Here is a 21,258-nt window from a genome sequence, read left to right as displayed (position 1 = left end):
GTAAATTCAAACGAGCTATCAATTTTCTTGCTTATTTACGCAATCATCGCCATCGTATACCTGAGTATGGTTACCTACAAAAACAGGGAATTAACATTGGCTCTGGCTCAGTTGAATCGACAATTAAACAAATTGGTCGTCGGGTCAAGATTTCGGGTGCTCAGTGGAATCAGCAAAATGTTGCTCAAGTTTTGAAACATCGTTGTGCTTATCTCAATGGCTACTTCTATGCCCCTAAGTATATTTACTCAGTGCCTAATTGAGATGCTCCCTTTAGGATTTCCATATAAGCATCACTACTTCTCTTACAGTGAATATTATTACAGTGAATATTAATTGTTACAAAGCTGCGCTTTAAATTACCAACTTATTCACTTTATAACACATCTTTCTTTTAGAGAAAAATAATATAGCTGTTGCTAATTGCCTTATTCAAAGGAAAGAATGGAGCGATCTCGCAATCGCTTGTATCAAAATGTACTTTACTAGCATTTGTTTTTCAAATAATATTTGAAAGCTGATGCAACCTACTATTAAATATTAAAATGCTTCAACGCTTTGCAAAGTATTTCCTACTGCCAGTTTCAGTTTCTGTAGCAGTGGTTTCATGTCAACAACCTCCAAGTGTAACGACTCCTCCACCTGCGACACCTGTAGCGGCTGCACCTAAAAGCGCTCCTTCAGAAGCTCCTAAACCACCTGAAGCTCCTAAACCTTCAGAATCTGCTAAACCTCCTGAAGCTCCTAAGCCTTCAGAAACTCCTAAACCCTCAGAAGCTCCTGCTGCTGGTTCAGATAACACCAAAAAAATTGTTGATTTGATCCAAGATAAGCCTGAATACAAAGAAATGTATGAATTGACGGGCGGGGACAAGTATGTGAAAGAAGCTGAAAAAGTAACCTGCCAATCCCTAGATGCAGGTATGCCTCTGCCCGATCTATTGAATCTCCTAGAAAAGGAATTTGACAAACCAACTAGTTCGGGCAAGACGATTCCTCCAGCGATGCTCAATAAGTTGAAAGAATATACGGGGGCTCTTATTGGGGCTAGCGTAATCGTCTCTTGTCCACAACACAAAGCGAAACTGCAAGCACTGTAATAGTAAGTAGCTAAGCATAAAAAACCGTAAAGTTTCGCTCCTACGGGGCGCAACTTTACAGTTTTTGGTAAGCTATATTCACTTAAGTCAGGACATCAAATCCAACAGAGAGGCGCGAAGCGCCGCGACTCAACTCTCTGTTGGATTTGATTTTTGTCCCAACATTACTGACTATAGCTATAACTTGGTATTAAGTAGCTAGGCATAATTAAAAACCAAAACCAGAGAGCGTACCGCTCGCGTAGCGGGCGGTACGCTCTTCTAGGTTTTAAGTTTACTTATGCCTAGCTACTTACCATACAAATCATCAAGGGCTATTGCACAAATTTCTGTTATTCGCATATAATCGAACAATAGAAACATATATCCTCTTAAACTTGGCGTTAATTTATGAGTGTTAATCTTCTATCCACGGTCAAGCTCGGACGTTATACCTTACCCAATCGAATTGTAATGGCTCCTCTCACCCGCAATCGAGCTGCTGCGGGAAATGTCCCCACAACTTTAAATGCCCTGCACTACGAGCAAAGATCGTCAGCAGGTTTATTGATCACAGAAGCTTCGCAAGTTTCCCCGCAAGGTTTAGGCTATCCCAATACCCCAGGCATTTATTCCTCCGAACAGGTAGAAGGTTGGCGCTTGGTGACCAATGCAGTTCATGCTAAAGGGGGCAAAATATTTTTGCAACTATGGCATGTTGGCAGAATTTCCCATCCAGATTTACAACCTCATGGGGAACTTCCCGTCGCACCATCGGCGATCGCTCCTGAAGGTGAGGTTGCCACCTATACAGGTATGAAACCTTACGTCACGCCTCGCGCTCTGGAACTAGAGGAAATCCCTCAGATCATTGAGCAATATCGCCTTGGAGCCAAAAATGCTCTCGAAGCTGGCTTTGATGGCGTAGAAATCCACAGTGCCAATGGATACCTTTTAGATCAGTTCTTACAGGACAATACCAACCATCGCACTGACATCTATGGTGGCTCTTTAGAGAATCGCGCCCGTCTACTATTAGAAGTAACAGCAGCCGTAGTGGATGTCTGGGGTGGCGATCGCGTTGGTTTGAGGCTATCACCTAGCGGCACATTTAATAGTATGTATGATTCCAATCGAGCCGCTATTTTTGGCTATGTCGCCAAGGAACTGAATCATTTTAATCTTGCCTACCTCCATTTAGTTGCCCCTAGAGTAGAAGGATTTGGGTCTGCTGAAGATCAACCTGATTTAAATGCAGATTTCTTCCGTCAAATTTATAATGGAACGATTATTACGGCGGGCGGATATAATTTTGAGACTGGCAATGAGGCGATCGCTTCTGGCTCAGCCGACCTCGTTGCCTTTGGTCGTCTCTATATCGCCAATCCCGATCTAGTGGAACGCTTTGCAGCCAATGCACCATTAAATAAGCCCGATCGCAATACATTTTATGGTGGAGATGCCAAAGGCTATACCGATTATCCTACTATGTAATATCAATTCCCAAAATGGCAGCGCCATTTTGGGAATCTCAGGTATTGGTCAGTTAAAATGTGATCGATGAATTTTCGTTCTTTTTATCGTCATGAAATGGGCATTTCAGAACCTATCCCTGATTAACTGACCAATGCCAAGTAAACTTAAAACCTAGGAGAGCGTACCGCCCGCTACGCGGGCGGTACGCTCTCTGCTTAACTGCTTAGTATTCTTTTGGGGGGATTTTCAAAATAAAATGCCGAGATCTCTTTAAAAAAGAGTCTTGGGTCTGACGCGGTTGGCTTCATCTACTAAGCGGATTTTCTCTTCTCCAGTTGCCAGATGTGCCATCGATCTTAGCGCTTTTTCTAGCCCCTCGCGCAAATGGATTTCGGCTAATGGTTTACCTAAAAGGATAAGACTGGTGTTGGGCGATAACGCTTGGGTCGTAACTAAGGTAAGCGCTGTTTCCAAAACCTGTTTAGTGAGGCGATAACGCTCCATCCCTTCTAAGGCGATCGCTTCAATTGCATTGCCAGCATCCTTTAATTCTTGGCTACTGGGATTCGCTACCTTCGTATTAATCAAAGTTCTAGTCACTTCTACCCGCGATCGCGCAAACAGGCTCGAAGCTTGAGGAACTCGCTCTAGGGCTGCAACTGCACCATTGCGATCGCCCGTCGCCAACAGACACCGTGCTAAGCCAAAGGAAGCGGTTACATAGCTCGGATCAGTCCGACAGACTAGCTCATACATTTTGATCGCGAAGGGATAGCGATGGGCGCGTTCGGCAGCAAGGGCAAGGGCTAATTTCGGAGCTAGCTCTCCAGGAAGATCGAAATAGGTCTGATCGAATGCAGCTTGTGCTTCTTGATATTTTCCCTGCGCCATGAGCGATCGCCCCCGATACCAGAGAATGCGCCAATCCCAAGCGTCGAGTTCTTCCACCTTCGCTAAAATTGATTCCGCTTCGGTATAGGCTTTTCTATCGATCAGTGCATTTACCAACCTGAGCTTTGCTTCGATGGATTTAGGAGTCTTTTGGACTACTTGCCGCAAATTTTCAACGCGCTTTGCGGAATCGGAGATCGCTCCTGCGTTCAACACTGCATTAAAAGCAGGATCGCTACCGTCAAGATTCGGCACTGGCAGTTGATGATAGTCCGCCACGATCGGTTTAAAATCACCACTGACAGCGATCGCTAACATATCCCCACCAAAAAGACTGCTAGAGGCGGGACGGGGAGTATTTGTTTGGAGCGCAACAATTTCGCGTAGTACACCCAATAATTGATCCGCCATCTCATCGGCCGATTGAAAGCGATCGTCGGGATTTTCGGCGGTGGATTTTAAGAGAAATCGATATAGCGATTCCTGTTCTTTAAAGAGAGGTTCTTCTTCAGGACTGGGTAAGGTATAGAGATGCTCTTTCGTAAACCCACGAATATCGGCAAGTAAAACTGCTAGGGTTCTCCCAATCGTAAATAAATCTGACACGACCGTAGGACCTTCGCCAGCTTCAGGAGCGCTATAGCCAACCGTGCCATAAATATCCCCAGTCAGATCGTCAATGCGCCTCACCCCACCCATATCGATCAATTTGACATCGTTCCCTTCTACCATGGCATTGTCAGGTTTGAAATCGCAATAGACTAACCCCTGTTGGTGCAAATAAGAAAAAGCAGAGAGAATGCGATGGATATAGGCGATCGCTTCAGTAACTGGTAAAGCCCCCCGACTCTTCCGAATTTCTTTGAGGGTTTGACCGCCCACGTACTCCATGACGATAAATCCTTCGGAACCATGCTTGACAAAGTTATAAATCCCGACAATATTCGCATGTTTGACGGAGGCAAGAAATTGACGTTCGGCAACCGCAACAGCAGCACTGGAAGCATCTTCCGTATTTAGAAGTCCCTTCAACACCACATAGCGCGATAGGGTGCGATCAAAGCCCAAATAAATCCAGCCCAGACCGCCATAGGCGATCGCCCCTTTGACTTCGTATTGATCGAGGATCAGATCGTTTGGTTGCAGCGAAGCGATGAAAGAATATTTTTGACCGCATTGACTACAAAATCCTTTCTCACGCTTGAGAGCCTGATTGCAATTAGCACAAAAGCGTTTGTTTTCAGGCACTTTCGCTTCCAGCATGATTGCCTTTTCTGGCTCAGTGGAAGGTAGTTCGGGAACGGAAACTAACCCCGCTCCCAGTTGTTTGCGACTGCTGCGTCCCGTGGTACTGGTGCGGCGCGATCCCTTCGAGCGGTTGGTGAGCGGCGATGAGCCTGTTCCTGTCGTAATTGGCGAACTGCGCCCAGTAATTCTTTCGGCGGTATATTGGCGGGATTGCCCTGTCGTGGAGGATTTGAGTGCCGCGAGTCCACAGACATTGCAATAGCCATCTTCTAAAGTGCCATTACAGCCATTACGTTTACAAGATTCACCGTCCATTAATACCACTCCGTTCTAGATTAAAAATCTAATTGTTTAATACTAGACCCAATCGCTAACAAAATCGCAAAAATGCGATCGGCGATCACATTTTTGTAATTGGGACGATAGCGGATACCATAGAGCATCAGTTTTTCTTGCATGGCAAGGGCATTGGCGATCGTGCTGAAGGTTTTCAATTCGTCAAATTTACATCATCAACCAATAAATTTCCCAATTGCAGCAGAGCATTTATGTCCAAACTATTAAGGATGCTTGACTTAATAGGGCGCTTCTCATCCCAGAAAATCAAAGATGAATAAAAATTTACTATTGACGGTGATAAAAGAATTTGAAAAGCTTTTTGCGCCAGTTGTTCATTATCAAAGCTTATGAAATAAACAGTGTCATCAAAAACAACATTCCTGCCAGAAATCTGACCAATTAACTGAAATTCTAATTTTTTATAAAGTCCACAAATAGCTATTTTCCAAGGTGAAAAGGTATATTCTCCAACTCCAAAAATAGAAAATCTAGGATTCTTTTGATATATCTTACTTTTTCTATTTTCCAAGTATTGTGAATGAGATTCAAGGTATTGCCATGTTTTAGGAGCAAATTTTCTTATAGAGTCAGTAGATTCACCTATAAATCTTTGAGGGACGATAACATATCGATCTGTATTGTTAATTCGACTTTGAGCAATATCCGAGCCTTTAAGCAAAGGAAAAAGATATCTATCTTCAAGTTCAATAGTTTCTCCTATTCCATTTACAAAAAGATCGTCAATTTTGCGAAGTTCCATTACACTTGAACAGTCGTGTTTAATCCCAGATCTCCATTTTACTCCAGACTTAACTGTGTAAAAATCACTCAATTTATCGAAAGAGTTTACATCTCTAATTAGAAGATTATTTCGATATCCAATTTGTTGATATTCTAAACTCTCAAGGCTATTAAATACATCACAGTAGTAATTTTTTGAAGTTGTATCAAACTTGCAAAATAACAAACAGGCTTCAACGTTTGCATCAAAATATTTCTTTGTATCTATTCGATAAGTTGCACAGTAGTTAAGATTTAGATTTTTAGAACGGAGATAATTCAGTAGTTTTCTCGCAACAGATACTTTACAAAGAATTGCCAAACTAGCATTACGTCCCTGTAGCCATTGGACAATCTGAATTAACATCCATTCTGAAATGTCAAAATTGCTTTTACCTGTTATAGCATCTAAACCATAATAATTTTGAAAATTATTTTTCTTGGGTAAGTTTACACCACCTATATTACCTTGTTGTGAATTTGTCACCCAAGGCAAGTTTCCAAGTACTAATATATGTCCATCTAAGCGATCGATGCAGGATAACCAGTCAAATCGAAAAAAATCTGCTTGTTGAAGTTCTATTCTTTTATCTTGGATAAATTGATTTTTAGTTATCATCTCTCCTATATAATGCTGGTTCACTTCAACTCCAATAATTTGTTTCACTGATGGAAACAAATGAGCTGAAGCTTCAATAAAATTTCCTATCCCACATGTAGGCTCAACTACGATATCTGGGTTAATTCCAAGTGCTATCAATTTCTGACAAATCTTCTTGGCAAGATCTAAGGGTGTCTGAAAATCTCCATATTCTACTTTCTTTTGCTGACCAATTACTTTATGAAGTTGAATCATAAATTAGCTCTGTAAATAGCAAAAATACCTTCTTCTTGATCAGCACGTTCAATAACTCTTCCATATTGAAGTCGCCATTGCAAAGCATTAGAAATAGTCAAAAATCCTTGAATAGGAGGATGTCTAAGTATTTCATCTGCAATGTTAGATAATTCTATATCATCGACTGGAAGATTGCGGTCAAGCATGAAAGCCATCAAGTCATCTTTATTACCTTCATTTCCTAGAATGCTGCGGATACCACGAGTTATCTGAAAATCTGCTGTTTTTTCCGCACTCACATAAATTGTGTGCAAAATATTTAAAGCCGAAGTACGATTCGCGCTATCGTCTACTTTGTTATAAACAAAAATCAGTAACGAATACCCAAGTCCAAAAATCTTTTGTCGTGCTGATTTGAAAGGACAAGACGATTGCGGTTGTTTAATGCTTGTTACCTTGACATCTACCAACAATTCTGGAAAATCAATACCACTCGCAGAATTTCCTACTACAAACTCATGACGCTCTTTAAGATAGGAGCTAAATTTCTGCTCTAAATAAGTTCCAACAGCCTTCCCATCAGTAATGCCATACAACAAAGGCTCGGAATGTTGACACTCTGCATATGAGAATAATCTTGCTTCAGAGCAAAGACTTTCTATAGTCAAAATTGGCATGAATTACTTAGGAATAGCTTATAACTCTATAAATTTTATAGCCTTTTGCTATCAAAGCATATAAAAACTTATAACTATGCAATCTGTTTGAGTGAAAGGCAATCGCTGGTTGATGTTGGAAATAGGCGATCGGGTTTGTGGAGGGGTGAAGGGCGATCGCTGGTTGATGTTGGAAATAGGTGATCGGGTTTATGGGTAATGAGGGGTGATTGCTGTTTGATATTGGGAATAGGAGATCGGGTTGTAATCATAAACCTAGCCAACCTCTTAAAGATTGATCAAGTCTATCAATATCAACATCAGCTAACTTCCCAACAATCTTGATAACTAAACTTCTATTTACAGTATAGATACCACGCATGACTGCCGTAACAACATTCAGCCCTGCCGCTGCCCAATTAGAAAGCACAAACTCCCCGTCAAGCAATGATCCTGTTTTACTAGTTAGCGGCACAATTAGAATATCTTGAGAGCTATGTGATGCATTGACAATAACCGCAGGACGAACCTTCGCATTAGATAGATCTGAAAATGGATATCGAACTAAAATGATGATATTTTTAGAGTAATTCGGCATAGATATCATCCTCAGTATTATCCCAAACTGCATCAAGTGATGTCTGACTTGCTCGAAGCCAAAACTCAGACTCATAGTCATCAGTCAATACAGTCACCAATACCTTTGTCCCTTCAGCCAGTTCTGAAGCCTCCAATAACTCAATTTTTCCTTTTTGAACAGTAGCCCAAAGAGTTTTTAGCATATCCATTATTTGAACGTTACTAGCTTAATTGTATTCTGTAGTATGTAAGTTTAGAGATCCGATTAAGATTAGGCGATCGCCATTTGATGTAGGGAATAGGCGATCTCATTTATGGGTGTTGAGGGGCGATCGCTATGCAACTCCTATGATTTACAAATAGCTTTAAGAACTTTAAGAATCTGTATAGAAGGCTCAGATTCGATCAACGATAGAGAAGGAAATAGCTGATAGCTTGGTGATTTTCCTGCACAGATGCGGATAAACTGAAAATGCAAACCATTTGTTGCTAAACCCCAAACTGAAGACTGAGACTGTAAAGACTCATGAGCATAAGTTAATAATTGCGGAATCCCTGTAAAAGGTTCAATCCCCGCTCTCTTTGCTTCAACTATTAGTACCCAAAGCTTGGTTAAATTTGGAACTCCAGATTTTTTAACCGCCAAAATATCGTATCTACCCGTAATGCTAGTATCCGCTTCGAGAATGTCAATACGCTGAATATTTTCTTCTAAAAGTAACTCGATCGCTTGATTATAGTAACCTGTCAAATTCATTAGAGGTGCAAGCGCAAGAAACTTAATTTGTCCTTCGGAAACTCTACCTGATAGAAGGTAACGACGAAAATTAGTACAAATCTCAGTTAATTCTGTTTGCTCAAAATCAGAAACAGATTCCAGATTAAGATAATCAGAAAAAACTCCCATCTCTCCAGATTCGTGAAAGCCTAACAGATGCTGTACATCTTCAAAATTTAAATTTTTCGCGGCAAGTGTAACCATCTTGACCTCTTTAAAATTAGCAATATTTTCTATCTTAACATCTGAACAATTGCATTGAATCTTAGTAAATGGAGATCGCTGTTTGATGTGGGGAAATAGGCGATTAGGTTTGAGGGGCGATCGCTGTTTGATAAGGGGAATAAGCGATTAGGTCTGATTTCGAGATTTAAGCGATTAGGATTGCTGAAAGTCAATATTTTCATAGATGAGCGATAGTGGAAGACTAAGATCGATGCTAGTTAGCTGAACTTCGAGATCGTTAATAGTTAAATCAGAACTATTGATTGTTAGATATTCCCAAACCTCTGTACGATCACTACGACGATAGAACTCAATACTCGGAGAATCTGAATTGATGAGCATATATTCTTGCAATGAATCGATCTTGAGATAGTTGCGTAACTTAATCCCGCGATCGCGATTTTCTGTAGCAGGGGACAAGACTTCCGCAATTAAACAAGGAAATTGTAAAAATTCCCTAGCATTGCGATCGCGAGCATCGCAACTAACAACCGCATCAGGAAAGTAATACACATTGCTCGGAATGGTCATGAGTTTCGCATCACCACCAAGGATACGACAACCTTGACCACGTAAATGACTTCGGAGCAATACAATTAAATTAAGGGCAATTTCATTATTTTCCAACTTTCCACCTGTCACCTCAATAATCTCTCCATGCTCATACTCATATCTACCTTCTTGTGTTACTTCCCACTCTAGATATTCTGTAGGTGATAGGCTAGGCGATAAAGTAGCAGAAATCATACATTTTGCCCATAATTTTTATATTTATTATAATCAAAATTTGATTTTTGTTTAATCTTGTGGGTTGAGAATCAAATTCTTCTATTTAGCAAAATCTCATATTGCTTGATCATCTCTTCAGCTTGTTTTAAGGGTGTTGGACGTGTATAGAGAAGTTGCTTTGCTTGCTCGGCTAACTTGGCTAACTGGATATCTTCAGCATGACCTTTAGCGATCGCTTTTGCCTTCAGCGCATCAAGCCTACCCCGCAACTCTTGGCGAGTTTGGATTGGCAGGCGATTCGCGGCGATCGCCTTTTTAGCGATCGCGATATATTCGTTGATTTTGGTCGTGAAATTCTCTAAGCCCACATGTATGGGGACAGTTAGCCCTTCTTTTTGCTTAGTTTCCAATCTTTGCAACCACTGCTCCATCGCGGTAATTTGTTCACTCGGTAATGGAGGAATAAGGCTAGAACAATCGCTAATTTTTGCTTGGCTTTCCGTAAAAGAAGCGATCGCTTCTTGATTTAAGGTAATTAATTGCTGCAATAGCATATTCGCCTGAGTAAAAGCATCTTGAAGCTTTACTTTTACTCGGAGAAATTGCTCTATATCTCCACGCATCTTATCGATTTGGTGATTAATTTCATCGAAACTCGCAGAAGTTCCTAAGGGATCGGATTCAATGCGATCGCGTAAAGATGCTAGGGTTTGACGAGATAGTTCTAGTTGGCTAGTATCAATTATCCCTAAAGACTCCCCTTGTCTCTGTAAATTGTCAATTTCCGTTTCAGCGATATCCAGTTGCGGTTCTAAATCCGCCCATAGGCGATCGACTTCTAAAATAATCTCTTTAGCAACCTGATAGGTCTTGCTCATCGCCACTAACAGTTGTAGAGGCGTAATTTTAAGACTGGTTTCGGCAGCAGAAAGTAATTCTCTTTTGGCTAAAGGAGTGATGACCGATGGTAACTGGATTGACGCTTGGTTCAATAGATTGAAAATTTCTTGTACCTTTTGATCGGCTCCTAAAAAACGGGGAATAGAGGCTCTGAGGCTTTTCGCTTTATTAATAGTTTGCGTTAACAAATCGAAGTGCTGCAAAAGTTCGCTAATTGCTGCCAATGCAGGTTCAACTTTAGTTTTGCTGACACCCGTAAGTTTGATAGGTATAAATCCTGAAATGCCCGTCAGTCGTTGATAAGCGATTAGATCGCATAGGTCGTAGATATTAAGGCTGATGGCTTCGAGATTCCCCTTCCAATCAGCTAGCATTCGATCGACTTCTTCTAAGATCATGGCGATCGCCTAAAGCTCCAAGTGTAATATTATAGCTGCCGCCAGTCTTGTTAGGACAAAATTAAAACCCAAAATAGTGTTGCCGCGCGGAGCGCGGCAACACTATTTTGGGTTTTATGTCCTGATACAGTTAACGGCAGCTATATAAAAATTGACTGGCGGCGCTTTGCGCCGCCAGTCAATAAGAGCCTAACTAATTGTTCTGGTCTTTCTGGTGTTTCTGTCTGATTATCTCCTCTAAATTTTGGAGATACTGCCGTCCCGACTTCGTTAGTTCGCAATACTTGACCAAATCTATAGCGATACTTCCATAGTTACTAGCTTTCTCTAAATCGCTAATACTTTGAAAAGGTGGAACGAGAGCGATCAGGTTGGAATCTCTCAACCTCCTCAATTCGGAAGCCGCATCTTTGCTCACATAAAATTCATGCATTGAACTGTCTTTAATACCATTGAGCTTTTCAATTTCTTTTGGCGTTAAAATCAAGCAATACATGAAGTTTTGCAGTTTATTCATGCGATCGATCTGTTCCTGCTGGCGTTTGTCGAGATCTTCTTTGGTTTGGAGCATTTCACTCCGCAGATCCTTAAATTCTGCTTTCAGTCCACCCGATGAGAAGTCAATACTTTTAAATATGTCCGATGTTTGGGGTTGAAACAACAGAATGATGGCAATTAACGTAATGTCAGGGAAGGTAAAATCTGGAACTTTGGCAATATCCCCAACGACCTGATCACGATGGGTGAAATTTGCCGCTGTTTGCACAATCGGTACGGCGACAAATTTAAGTGCTAGGTACAACAGGATAACAATAGAGGCAAAGTCTAAAAAGTTTAGCTTTCTTTTGGGTTTGTTTGGAGCCATAACTAGAATTTAGTGTAGCGAACGGCGGCGAGAAGTCCATATTCTAAGCCTTCTCCCAATGCTTTACAGGAGGCTGCAATAATATTGTCAGATACTCCTGCCGTTGTCCATCGTCTCTTCCCATTACTGAATTCAATTAATACCCTCGTCGTTGCTTGCGTACCCGAATCACTATTGAGAATTCGCACCTTATAGTCGGTGAGATAGAAATTGGCAATTTCAGGATAGAAGCCGATTAAGGCTTTGCGTAAGGCGATATCAAGGGCAGCAACTGGTCCATTACCTTCTGCGGCTGTGAGATGTTCTTCGCCTTTAACCATTACTTTCACCGTTGCTTGGGAATTAACGTCTCCATCAATGGATAAGGATTCAGTAGTGCAATAAACATGGAAACTGCTAATCGTAAAAAATTTGGGGCGATCGCCTAAGGCTTCGCGGACTAATAACTCAAAACTTGCCTCTGCGGATTCAAATTGATAGCCGACCCGTTCGAGATCCTTAGTCATCTGCAAGATCTGCCTACAGGCTGCATCCTCTTTTCGCAGGCAAATGCCAAAGGTTTCTACTTTCGAGATGACATTGCTAATCCCAGCTTGCTCGGAGATGACGATGCGTCGATTATTCCCAATACTTTCGGGGGCAATATGCTCGTAGGTGAGGGGATTGCGCTGGACAGCACTGACATGGATGCCGCCTTTATGGGCAAAGGCCGAAGCGCCAACAAAAGGGGCATGATCGTCGGGGGCAAGGTTGACGATTTCACTGACTTGGCGAGAGACTTCGGTGAGTTGGGACAGCTTGGCGGTAGCGATGCAGTCATAGCCCATTTTTAGTTGCAAGTTAGGGATGACGCTACAAAGATTGGCATTGCCACAGCGCTCGCCATAGCCATTAATCGTTCCCTGTACCATAGTTGCGCCATGCCGAACGGCCGCGATCGCATTGGCAACAGCTAAACCCGCATCGTTGTGAGTATGAATGCCTATTGAGGGTGAATTGCAGCCCCATTGTCTGAGGGATTCATCCACAATTTTGGTAATTGCTGCCACTTCATCGGGCAGAGTGCCACCATTGGTATCGCAGAGCGCAAACCATTTTGCTCCAGCGTCATGGGCAGCTTTGAGGGTTTTTAGGGCATAGTCGGGATTGTTTTTGTAGCCGTCAAACCAATGCTCGGCATCGTAAATAATATGGCGATCGCAACTTGTGAGATAGGCGATCGTATCGTCGATCATCGCGAGATTTTCATCAAGGGAGGTTCTCAAGCCTTCAATGACATGGAGATCCCAAGACTTACCAAAAATAGCGACCCACTTAGTCTCAGCGGCAAGAATTGGCACAAGCATGGGGTCATCCTTTGCCTTTAGTCCCGCACGTCTGGTCGAACAAAACACCACTAGCTCGGCATGATTGAGAGGACGCTCCTGCATTTGCCGAAAAAATTCATCATCCTTAGGATTTGCCCCTGCCCAACCACCTTCGATAAAAGCAACCCCCAATCGATCAAGGCGATCGGCAATGAGTACTTTATCTTCTACTGACAGTGACAACCCTTCGCGCTGAGTGCCATCGCGAAGGGTTGTATCGTAAATCAAAATGTTCTGATTTGCCATTTTTAATTGTTGTATAGATAAGGCTGCGGTGCAAAGCACCGTAACCTTATTTACCCATAGCCTTAACTAAGAAAATGCCACCAAAGTACAAAATGCCCACGGCTCCAGCCAGTAAACTCTGCGTCATCGGATCGGTCGATGGTGTCAGCACGGCTCCAAGGATCACCGCCCCCAAAACGACATAGCGCCATCCTGCGAGCATTTTGCTGGAGTTAACAATACCTGTCATTGCTAATAGGGCTTGAATTACGGGGATCTGGAAGGCTAACCCAGTGCTGAATAACAACAACAAAACAAACTCAAAATAGCGATCGATTGACCAAAACTGTTCGACAACATCCCCACCATAGCTAATAAAGAAATTGAGGGCGGCAGGAATCAATAGCTCGTAAGCAAAGACAATACCAAGCACAAATAAAATGCTAGAGCCAAAGACAATGGGGGCGATCGCCCGTTTTTCTTTGCGGGTGAGTCCTGGCAAGATAAACCGAACGATTTGGTACAAAATGGCAGGGCTGGAGACTAGCAAGCCACTGTAGCCAGCTACTTTAATGGATACAAAAAAGTATTCCCCTGGCGCAAGTTGCAAAAATTTCACGCCTTGTGCGGGAATTTCCAAAAGAGCTACTATTTTGTTCACTACGGCAAAGCAGCCAATCACACCGATGATTACGGCGATCAAGGCATAGAAAATACGCGATCGAAATTCCTCTAAATGATCGAATAGTGACATTTCCACATCATCGATCTCGTCTAGTTCATCAATCTCGTCTGGAGCATCGACATTATTATCGACAGGAGGATCGATGGTAGCGATCGCTGTCTCCGCTATGTCCTCATCGACTGGTGGAGGAAAATCCTTTGGTTGCTCTGCTTCACTTACCGTCTCTAGCATGGTGTCGTTATTAAAGTCTACTGGTCGATTGCTTAACCCGATTGCTTAACAAACCTATTAAATAATCGAAGTATATCGATACTATAGCAACCACTATAGCAACCAAACCCAACTTTCGATTTTTCCATCCCATTCTCCCGATGGCAGTTGATATAGAAATGATTGGTTTAGACACACAAATAAAAACCTAAGAGGAGAAGGTTAGCGCTTCGCGCTAACTTTCTCCTCTTGGTTTTTTATTTGTGTGTTAACGCGAGAAGCGACAGCTATACAAGAAAACACCCACAGGGTGCTCCCTTTTACAAAATCGAAAGCCGCAAATAATTTAGAATTACGATAAGTATCTGGGCATAATCAAAAAAGTAGAATCAAAAGCTGTAGCGCACGCTGCACGCGTGCAGCGTGTGCTACAGCTTTTAAGGTTTTATATTTAATTGCGTCTAGATACTTATATGAACTTTCTGACATTTAGCAATGTCTAAGGAATAAGGATGTTAAATTCAGTAATGGGATTGGCGAAATGGTTCATGTTGATATTCACCATGTAAAATTTCAGGAAAAACAAATGGCTTCATTAAAGTTTGTGGGATTGTTGGCGATCGCAGGTGCAATATTTTCTTTAAATCTAGATTGTTTGAAGGCACAGGTACTGATCGGCAACAATCAGTCTAACGCTACATCTCCAGCTCAACAGATGCTTCTAGACATGCAACAAAATAGTACCCCTGCGATCGGTGGTGGTAGTATGCAGTTGCTTCGATTTACCGACAAAAATGTTTCCTTTGCCCCCTTAGAAGGATTAGACCGACTGTTTAATTGGCAGGTCACACGGGATGATGGGGTAATGACAACTCAAACCCTAGGCGATCGCGTTGAAAAGTTTAAATTAAAACAACGCCAGCAAATAATTTCCGATAGTCAGATGTTTGCAGCGATCAATCGGATGAACAATAATAAGTAGCTAAGCCAAAAACAGAGAGCGTACCGCCCGCATAGCGGACGGTACGCTCTCTGTTTTTATTCTGAGCAACGCAAGAGTTGCAAATGCCCATGACAAATTCATGGTGACTGATAGGAAATTACTTGTTTGACATTATTGGTAATCCCTTCACAAATCTCATCAATTGGGAGATCGTTAAAGTCATGACCAAAGGGATTTTCGATTTCATTGCCAATCTGTTCTACTCCAAGCAGAATAAAACTAACTAATCCCACAGCGATCGCTGTTAACCAATGGATATCAATGACAAGATGGAATGGCAAACCAAAGCAATAAATCAAAATTAACCGTTTTAAGTAAATGCGATAGGCGATCGGCAATGGAGTCTTGAGGATGCGTTCGCAACTGGTTAACCCTTCCACTAAAGCATTAATTTGGCTATTCATAGTGACAAAATAATTAGTGTCAAAACGATCGCTTTGCATTTGTTTTTGCAGATAGCTACTTAACCATAGAGTCAATTCGAGCGGAACATGTTTGACATTGTTGAGTTTTAGAACTTCATCCTCAGTAAGAATTTGATTGAGATGGGTTGCAATTTCCTCGTTGCGGAGGTGCAGTTTGGTAGCGATCGCAAAGGCAGTTAATAACTGTATCGATTTCTCTTTATCCTTTTGTTCTTCGTCCTTTTGTTCTTCTAATGGAGGAGAATTGATCGCGATCTGCATTAACCTCGATAAATTGCGGATATTGACCACTAAAGTTCCCCAAGCTTTACGTCCTTCCCAATAGCGATCGTAGGCGGTATTTGTCCGAAATACTAAGAGCAATCCTAAAACTAGATTAAAGACCACATTATTAGTCATATCCCCAAAGACTTTGAGCGATATTTGTGGCTCGTAGTAGTGAAACACCGAGATCCCCAAGGCAAATCCCGCAAAAATCAGAACCCTCGGCAAGATGATCGGCGCAACAGAACCTTGAACCTTAAATGCAAGATCGAACCATTGAAAAGTCATAATCTGGATGATCGTGAAAATTGATTGCCTCAGAAATTGTATACCGCATCATTCCAAGATCAACTTAAAACCTAAAAGATCGTACCGCCCGCATAGCGGGCGGTACGATCCTTGGTTACAACAGAGCTTCACCTCGGCGATAGAATTCGCGAGCGTAGTCCGTCCACTTTCCTTGTCCCCAATAGCGAAAGCAACTAGTTTGGACGAGGAAATTATAGAGTAAGGCTTGCTGATAATCTGATCGCTTTGTAACTGAGGGATCCTGAGCCACCAGATCGTCATATTTTTCATGGAACTTGGCACTGAGTTGATTCATCGGTTCTAATACATTTTCGTAGCCATGTACCCAGCTCATGCTGTTTGTCCATGAGGCTCCATCCATATGGAACTGGTGATCGCTTGCTTTCAGTTCGGTGATCGCCCGCTCGACTTCAGCAGTATTGAGATTTTGAAGTTCGCTAATGCGATCACTAATGCGATCGCGATTTTGAGCTACCCTTCGCCAGACCTTATGTTGTTGTACGGCTTGAATAGGCGGATAGTCCGCAGGATGAATTCCTGCATCTTCGAGCATTTCTAGATATTCAGTTCCATTTAAACCAACAACACCCGAACTTCCCCGTCCGTTGTTTTTTATTTGTTCCCACACCAATGGATAATCGCGGGGAAATTCATTCATCATCACGCCACCATTCTCCCCATCAGCGATCTGAGAAACTAGTGAAGGAATTAATACTTGACCGAGCATCTGTCTGCCGCGACTTTTTGCCTCGTGGTAAGGCTGCATCTGAGCGACTAGCTTCGTATCCGAACCTTGGGTTTTAATCAGTGCTGTGATACTAAGCGATTCGCCCTTTGAGTTCTTCGCCACTAAACGATTAGGGATGTATTTTCGATCTTGAGTCAGCGCCGAACCATCGATTTGCTCCACGGAATGCTCCTGCACCATGAGCCAGCGATAGCCGCATTCCCGAAGAGCCTTAATATATTCATAAAGCGTGTCGGGATGATTGGGAAGATGCATCTCTGGCGGGGAAAACCCTTTTACGCGCTTAAGGGCGGCGATGCCAAAAATAGAAGCAAAATGACTCTGCCAAGCTTGGATGTGGAGTTTAATATCGGGGATCGGAGTTGAGGGAATGACCGCATGACTCCACATCGTGCCGAGCCATTCCACGTAGGGCTGATATTGGCGATCGCAAGTAATCCGCTTGAGATTATCCAGAATGTCGTGACGTTGCATCTGCTGCAATCCCCAGAGCAAGTTTCCTGAATAGTCGAGCATAATGCGAGGATTACTCCCCTGCGCGACTAGTTGAGGGATGAAATCGCCCATACGACCATAGCACCATGCAAAGACGGAAGCATTGTGATTGTCGCCTTCTCCTTGATGCTCAAACATATACTGGAGATTGCAGATTGTTGCTCCATTTACCCCAGCAGGAATAGTGGGCTGGTGCATATGCAAGGCACAGGCAAAGGCAGAAGTAATCTCCTCAAGTCGGAGATTGTTTTCATTGGAACCGTTATTAAAAAATACAGGAGCATCATCCCGTACAGCCTGTTGAATTACATCTTCATTTCCACAGATGGGAGGAAAATCAGAGGTAACAAAGCTTGACGATGTAGTTGTAATCAAAACTTCTAAAATCTCAATATTAATAAATTTACAGCGACTTTCCGATTCGCCTACACCTTAGCCTACATTGCTTTACGAAAAAATAGCACTATGTGGCTGTAGTCAAACATATTAGTACGGCAGATTAGTACGGCAGAGAATGGGGGCGCGAAGCGCCCCCATTCTCTGCTTGAAGGGTATCTTCTAAGCAAAACTCACATTACTATAGCTAATCGGCATCTCGATTAATACCAATTCCCAAAATGGCAACGCCATTTTGGGAATCTCAAAACCTTACTGGGTTTGTTTTTTAATTCACTGAAGTGAGACAACACTTCAGTGAATTGGTATAACTACCTGTTATTAGGTAATTTTGATGGATTGATTTTTGTGTTTTTAATGATTACCCTATCCATAGTTGCATTTTTAAGTGTCGTTTGAGTCATGTCGGTATTCGCTAAATTAGCATTATCTAAGTTAGCGTCAGTGAGATCTGCTTGAGATAGGTCTGCAGAATTTAAGTTAGCATGGGAGAGATCGGAGCCAGCCATTTTTGCTTGGATGAGTCTAGATGATGTCAGATCTGCGCGTGTAAACATTGAGTTTGGTAGAATAGCTTGGCTGAAATTCGTACATTTGGCACGACTTTCGGAAAAATCTGCATTTTTCAGAGACGACTGGGTAAAATTTGCTCCTTCAAGGTTTGCACCTTGAAAATTTGCATCCGATAAATCGGATTGGACAATACTAACACCACGCAAATCGGCATTTTGGAGATCGACAGATTTCAAATCTTTAAGAGTAATATTTCTTGCCCCCCTGAAATCACATCCACGACATTCACGATTAATTTGGAGTTTAACGAGAGAATCCTTGCCATCCTGCTCTTCTATCTTTGTCAATTTTACAGCGCGATTATCAATACAGGGTGATGGCGGAGTCGTTATTTTTAGCGGAGTTGTGGGTAACGGCGCAGGTGGAATGCTAGTAGAAACCTTTTCAGGTGCAGGAGTAGGGGGAAATGTCAGTAGAGAAGCGATCGCTACAGGCAATAGATAAATGGGGACACTACGCCATCGGATATTGCTTGATTTCGCTATACCAATCTCGCCAATTTGACGCAGATGTTCTAAAGCTGTTGCCGCATCGCGATAACGATCTTTCAATTTTGGGGCGGTCATTTTTTTCAGCCATTGCACAAAGCGAGGATTCACATTAGTTAACAAATGCTGAAACTGGATCTGATTGTCTTCATCAATTAAGCGATCGACTTGAGTGGAACGAATCCCCGTTAACAAACAAATTAGGGTCATTCCCAAACCATAGTTATCTGTTGCTGCGCTGAGGTTTCCATTGCGTAGCTGTTCTGGAGCCATAAAGCCAAATGTGCCAGCCGCGACGCTACTCATCGCATTATCTGCTATGCCGACACGGGCAAAACCAAAATCAACTAGATATAGTTTTAAGTCATCGCTTACCAGCAAGTTTTCTGGTTTGATATCCCGATGGATAATTGGTGGAGTCTGATTTTGAAGATATACTAAAATTTCTAAAGCGGCGATCGTAAGTTTCTGAATTTGCTCCAGCGCAAACCTGCGGGGATTAGCAAGGGACTGCGCTTTGATATATTGCTGCACAATGCAATAGCCATCAATAGTATCAAAACTACTGAGATAACGAGGAATCTGAGGATGCTGTACTTGCTGGAGGATTTCTGCTTCGCGAGCGATCGCTTTCTCATAGGCTGAGAATCGATCGACCGACTTAGGAAAACGGAATAATTTAATTACAACTAACTCTTGGTAGATAAGGTTATGGGCAAGATAGGTACTACGGTTGGCTCCGTAGTTATGCCCCAATACACTCATTACCTCATAGCCATATTCCGTCAGATCTGGATGTAGTTCCATCGTATATTCCCAAGTCAAACCTAATTTAATGCTCGATTCTCTAGCAAACCTCAATTGCTTGAGAGGACTATTTTTAAGGGAATAGGTGACTTGCGAGAAAATAAGATACCAATCCAGATTTACCAGAATCGGTGGCGCGGCTCCGCCGCGCCACCGATTCTGGTTTTATATTTGGTACTTCATTAAATCGCAAGTCCCTAGTCCTCTCAAACCATAGAATAAATAAATTATATAATAACTGTGAATATTTAAGTAACTAAACATAAGTACATCAGTTCGGGTTAAGCTGGCAAATTTTAAAATCCCAAAAGTAGAAGCCTTGCGTAGCAAGGCTTCTACTTTTGGGGTTTGAGAAAGGGTTTGCTACGCAAACCCTTTCTCAAACCCCATTTCAAATTATTCCAAACTCACGTTAATAAGAAATGGCGTAGCCATTTCTTATCTTGAAACCCCTTACGAGGATTAGTTTTTAATTGACGAAGGTGTGATAAGTAGCTAAGGCATAAGTAAACTTAAAACCTAGAAGAGCGTACCGCCCGCGTAGCGGGCGGTACGCTCTCTGGTTTGGGTTCTTAATTATGTTTAACTGCTTAGCACTTTCGTGAATTGGTACTACATTATTAATTGGATTCAGAGGCGGGTAATTTGCTGGAGACATTGACCTTAAAAGCCTTGACTTCGTTAGCTTTAGGTAGAGTTAAAGTTAAGATTCCATTGTTGTATTCGGCTTTTACGAGATCGTTTTCGATCGCTACAGGTAGGGCAAAAACGCGACGGAACTTACCATAGCTGATTTCACTCCAATAATATCCTTTGTCTGATTCATCTCTTCTTTCAATGTGGCGTTCGCCAGCAATCGAAAGAGAATCCTTTGTGACCTGAATATCGAGATCCTTGGGTTCAACATCGGGAAGCGACAACCTTAGAGTTAAATGATCGCCATCGTCCCGTAATTCACTGGCGGGAATCCAACCGCCTTTGGTTGTTTCTCGTTCTTGGGGTGCGAGTTCGTGAAATAAGCGATCGAACTGACGACTTACTTCTTCTACTTCTTGGAGAGGATGCCAACGCAATAACATACGAATCACCTTTATCTATTTCTAAACAACTGTGAATGTTAAGAAGTAGGGTAGAAATTGAATTGGAGTTTTGTACTTCTTTATTCACAGACTTATTATTAAATAGCGGCAAAGCTTTGAGGAGAAGGAGAACCGAACTTTTTTGAGTGGGTTCTCCTCACCTAAGATCGATAGAGTAGAGTAATACCAATTCACGAAAGTGTGACAACACTTTTGCGAATTAAACACCAACCCCAGTGAGGTTTTGAGATTCCCAAAATGGCAACGCCATTTTAGGAATTGGTATAACTTGACTTAGGACAAATCAAAACCCAAGAATTAATTGGCGGCGCGGAGCGCCGCCAATTACAGCGCTTCGCGCTCAAACCCAAACCAAGGAAATTTTTGAAAGCGTTGCGAAGCA

20 protein-coding genes and 1 pseudogene are annotated in these 21,258 nt (G+C 42.2%); 4 read left to right on the top strand and 17 right to left on the bottom strand.

Annotated elements, in window-relative coordinates; translation table 11 throughout:
* The 3 genes and pseudogenes from PSE7429_RS26315 to PSE7429_RS12215 form a co-directional block, all read left to right on the top strand.
* A pseudogene (locus PSE7429_RS26315) lies at positions 1 to 263 on the top strand (hypothetical protein); the annotation flags it as partial.
* A 282-nt stretch (positions 264 to 545) separates the two neighbouring features.
* Positions 546 to 1,100, top strand: a complete 555-nt coding sequence (locus tag PSE7429_RS12220) for a hypothetical protein (RefSeq protein ID WP_009627509.1) — start codon at positions 546 to 548, stop codon at positions 1,098 to 1,100.
* A 390-nt stretch (positions 1,101 to 1,490) separates the two neighbouring features.
* A complete protein-coding gene (locus PSE7429_RS12215; RefSeq protein WP_009627508.1) occupies positions 1,491 to 2,573 on the top strand; it encodes an alkene reductase in 1,083 nt (360 codons plus the stop codon).
* 252 nt (positions 2,574 to 2,825) lie between these two features.
* Here the strand turns inward: PSE7429_RS12215 and PSE7429_RS12210 are convergent, their stop codons facing one another.
* The 13 genes from PSE7429_RS12210 to tatC all read right to left on the bottom strand — a co-directional run bounded on the left by PSE7429_RS12210 (position 2,826) and on the right by tatC (position 14,289).
* Positions 2,826 to 5,009 carry a serine/threonine-protein kinase gene (locus tag PSE7429_RS12210; protein ID WP_009627507.1) on the bottom strand — a complete coding sequence of 728 codons (2,184 nt, stop codon included), beginning with the start codon at positions 5,007 to 5,009 and terminating at the stop codon, positions 2,826 to 2,828.
* A gap of 20 nt (positions 5,010 to 5,029) precedes the next feature.
* Positions 5,030 to 5,188 (bottom strand): hypothetical protein, encoded by a 159-nt coding sequence (locus tag PSE7429_RS26310; RefSeq protein ID WP_009627506.1) that lies wholly within the window; start codon positions 5,186 to 5,188, stop codon positions 5,030 to 5,032.
* Positions 5,185 to 6,669, bottom strand: coding sequence for a class I SAM-dependent methyltransferase (locus PSE7429_RS12205; RefSeq protein ID WP_009627505.1), 1,485 nt, complete (start codon positions 6,667 to 6,669; stop codon positions 5,185 to 5,187). Before PSE7429_RS12205 ends, PSE7429_RS26310 begins: the two co-directional genes overlap by 4 nt.
* Positions 6,666 to 7,328, bottom strand: a complete 663-nt coding sequence (locus PSE7429_RS12200) for a type II restriction-modification system restriction endonuclease (RefSeq protein ID WP_009627504.1) — start codon at positions 7,326 to 7,328, stop codon at positions 6,666 to 6,668. The genes PSE7429_RS12205 and PSE7429_RS12200 overlap by 4 nt, the downstream gene beginning before the upstream one ends.
* Positions 7,329 to 7,402: 74 nt before the next feature.
* Positions 7,403 to 7,579, bottom strand: a complete 177-nt coding sequence (locus PSE7429_RS26305) for a hypothetical protein (protein ID WP_009627503.1) — start codon at positions 7,577 to 7,579, stop codon at positions 7,403 to 7,405.
* Positions 7,576 to 7,905, bottom strand: a complete 330-nt coding sequence (locus PSE7429_RS12195; protein WP_009627502.1) for a type II toxin-antitoxin system PemK/MazF family toxin — start codon at positions 7,903 to 7,905, stop codon at positions 7,576 to 7,578. Before PSE7429_RS12195 ends, PSE7429_RS26305 begins: the two co-directional genes overlap by 4 nt.
* Positions 7,889 to 8,089 carry a hypothetical protein gene (locus PSE7429_RS12190; protein ID WP_040688462.1) on the bottom strand — a complete coding sequence of 67 codons (201 nt, stop codon included), beginning with the start codon at positions 8,087 to 8,089 and terminating at the stop codon, positions 7,889 to 7,891. The genes PSE7429_RS12195 and PSE7429_RS12190 overlap by 17 nt, the downstream gene beginning before the upstream one ends.
* Positions 8,090 to 8,232: 143 nt before the next feature.
* Positions 8,233 to 8,868, bottom strand: a complete 636-nt coding sequence (locus PSE7429_RS12185) for a type I restriction endonuclease subunit R (protein WP_009627499.1) — start codon at positions 8,866 to 8,868, stop codon at positions 8,233 to 8,235.
* Positions 8,869 to 9,042: 174 nt separating this feature from the next.
* Positions 9,043 to 9,636 carry a Uma2 family endonuclease gene (locus PSE7429_RS12180; RefSeq protein ID WP_009627497.1) on the bottom strand — a complete coding sequence of 198 codons (594 nt, stop codon included), beginning with the start codon at positions 9,634 to 9,636 and terminating at the stop codon, positions 9,043 to 9,045.
* Between the two features lie 71 nt (positions 9,637 to 9,707).
* Entirely contained in the window at positions 9,708 to 10,916 is a 1,209-nt protein-coding gene (locus tag PSE7429_RS12175) for a hypothetical protein (protein ID WP_009627496.1), read from the bottom strand.
* Positions 10,917 to 11,109: 193 nt separating this feature from the next.
* A complete protein-coding gene (locus PSE7429_RS12170; protein ID WP_009627495.1) occupies positions 11,110 to 11,781 on the bottom strand; it encodes a hypothetical protein in 672 nt (223 codons plus the stop codon).
* A gap of 2 nt (positions 11,782 to 11,783) precedes the next feature.
* A complete protein-coding gene (gene cimA, locus PSE7429_RS12165) occupies positions 11,784 to 13,394 on the bottom strand; it encodes a citramalate synthase (protein ID WP_009627494.1) in 1,611 nt (536 codons plus the stop codon).
* 46 nt (positions 13,395 to 13,440) lie between these two features.
* The gene (tatC, locus tag PSE7429_RS12160; RefSeq protein ID WP_009627493.1) at positions 13,441 to 14,289 is read right to left on the bottom strand and encodes a twin-arginine translocase subunit TatC; all 849 of its coding nucleotides are present in this window, start codon (positions 14,287 to 14,289) and stop codon (positions 13,441 to 13,443) included.
* A 565-nt stretch (positions 14,290 to 14,854) separates the two neighbouring features.
* On the opposite strand from tatC, the gene PSE7429_RS12155 reads away from it, so the two are divergent.
* Positions 14,855 to 15,250 (top strand): hypothetical protein, encoded by a 396-nt coding sequence (locus PSE7429_RS12155; protein ID WP_144052511.1) that lies wholly within the window; start codon positions 14,855 to 14,857, stop codon positions 15,248 to 15,250.
* A 98-nt stretch (positions 15,251 to 15,348) separates the two neighbouring features.
* On the opposite strand, the gene PSE7429_RS12150 is transcribed toward PSE7429_RS12155, so the two are convergent.
* The 4 genes from PSE7429_RS12150 to PSE7429_RS12135 form a co-directional block, all read right to left on the bottom strand.
* Positions 15,349 to 16,248, bottom strand: coding sequence for a bestrophin family protein (locus PSE7429_RS12150; RefSeq protein ID WP_009627491.1), 900 nt, complete (start codon positions 16,246 to 16,248; stop codon positions 15,349 to 15,351).
* Positions 16,249 to 16,363: 115 nt separating this feature from the next.
* Complete coding sequence (locus PSE7429_RS12145) at positions 16,364 to 17,887, bottom strand: hypothetical protein (protein WP_009627490.1); 1,524 nt, start codon at positions 17,885 to 17,887, stop codon at positions 16,364 to 16,366.
* Between the two features lie 332 nt (positions 17,888 to 18,219).
* A complete protein-coding gene (locus PSE7429_RS23650) occupies positions 18,220 to 19,776 on the bottom strand; it encodes a serine/threonine-protein kinase (RefSeq protein WP_009627489.1) in 1,557 nt (518 codons plus the stop codon).
* Between the two features lie 620 nt (positions 19,777 to 20,396).
* A complete protein-coding gene (locus PSE7429_RS12135) occupies positions 20,397 to 20,855 on the bottom strand; it encodes an Hsp20/alpha crystallin family protein (protein WP_009627488.1) in 459 nt (152 codons plus the stop codon).
* Positions 20,856 to 21,258 lie beyond the last annotated feature (403 nt).

Source organism: Pseudanabaena biceps PCC 7429 (assembly GCF_000332215.1).
In the GTDB taxonomy this organism is placed as follows: domain Bacteria; phylum Cyanobacteriota; class Cyanobacteriia; order Pseudanabaenales; family Pseudanabaenaceae; genus Pseudanabaena; species Pseudanabaena biceps.
The sequence above is the reverse complement of the archived record's forward strand: the minus strand, read 5'-3'. Positions and strand labels throughout refer to the sequence as shown.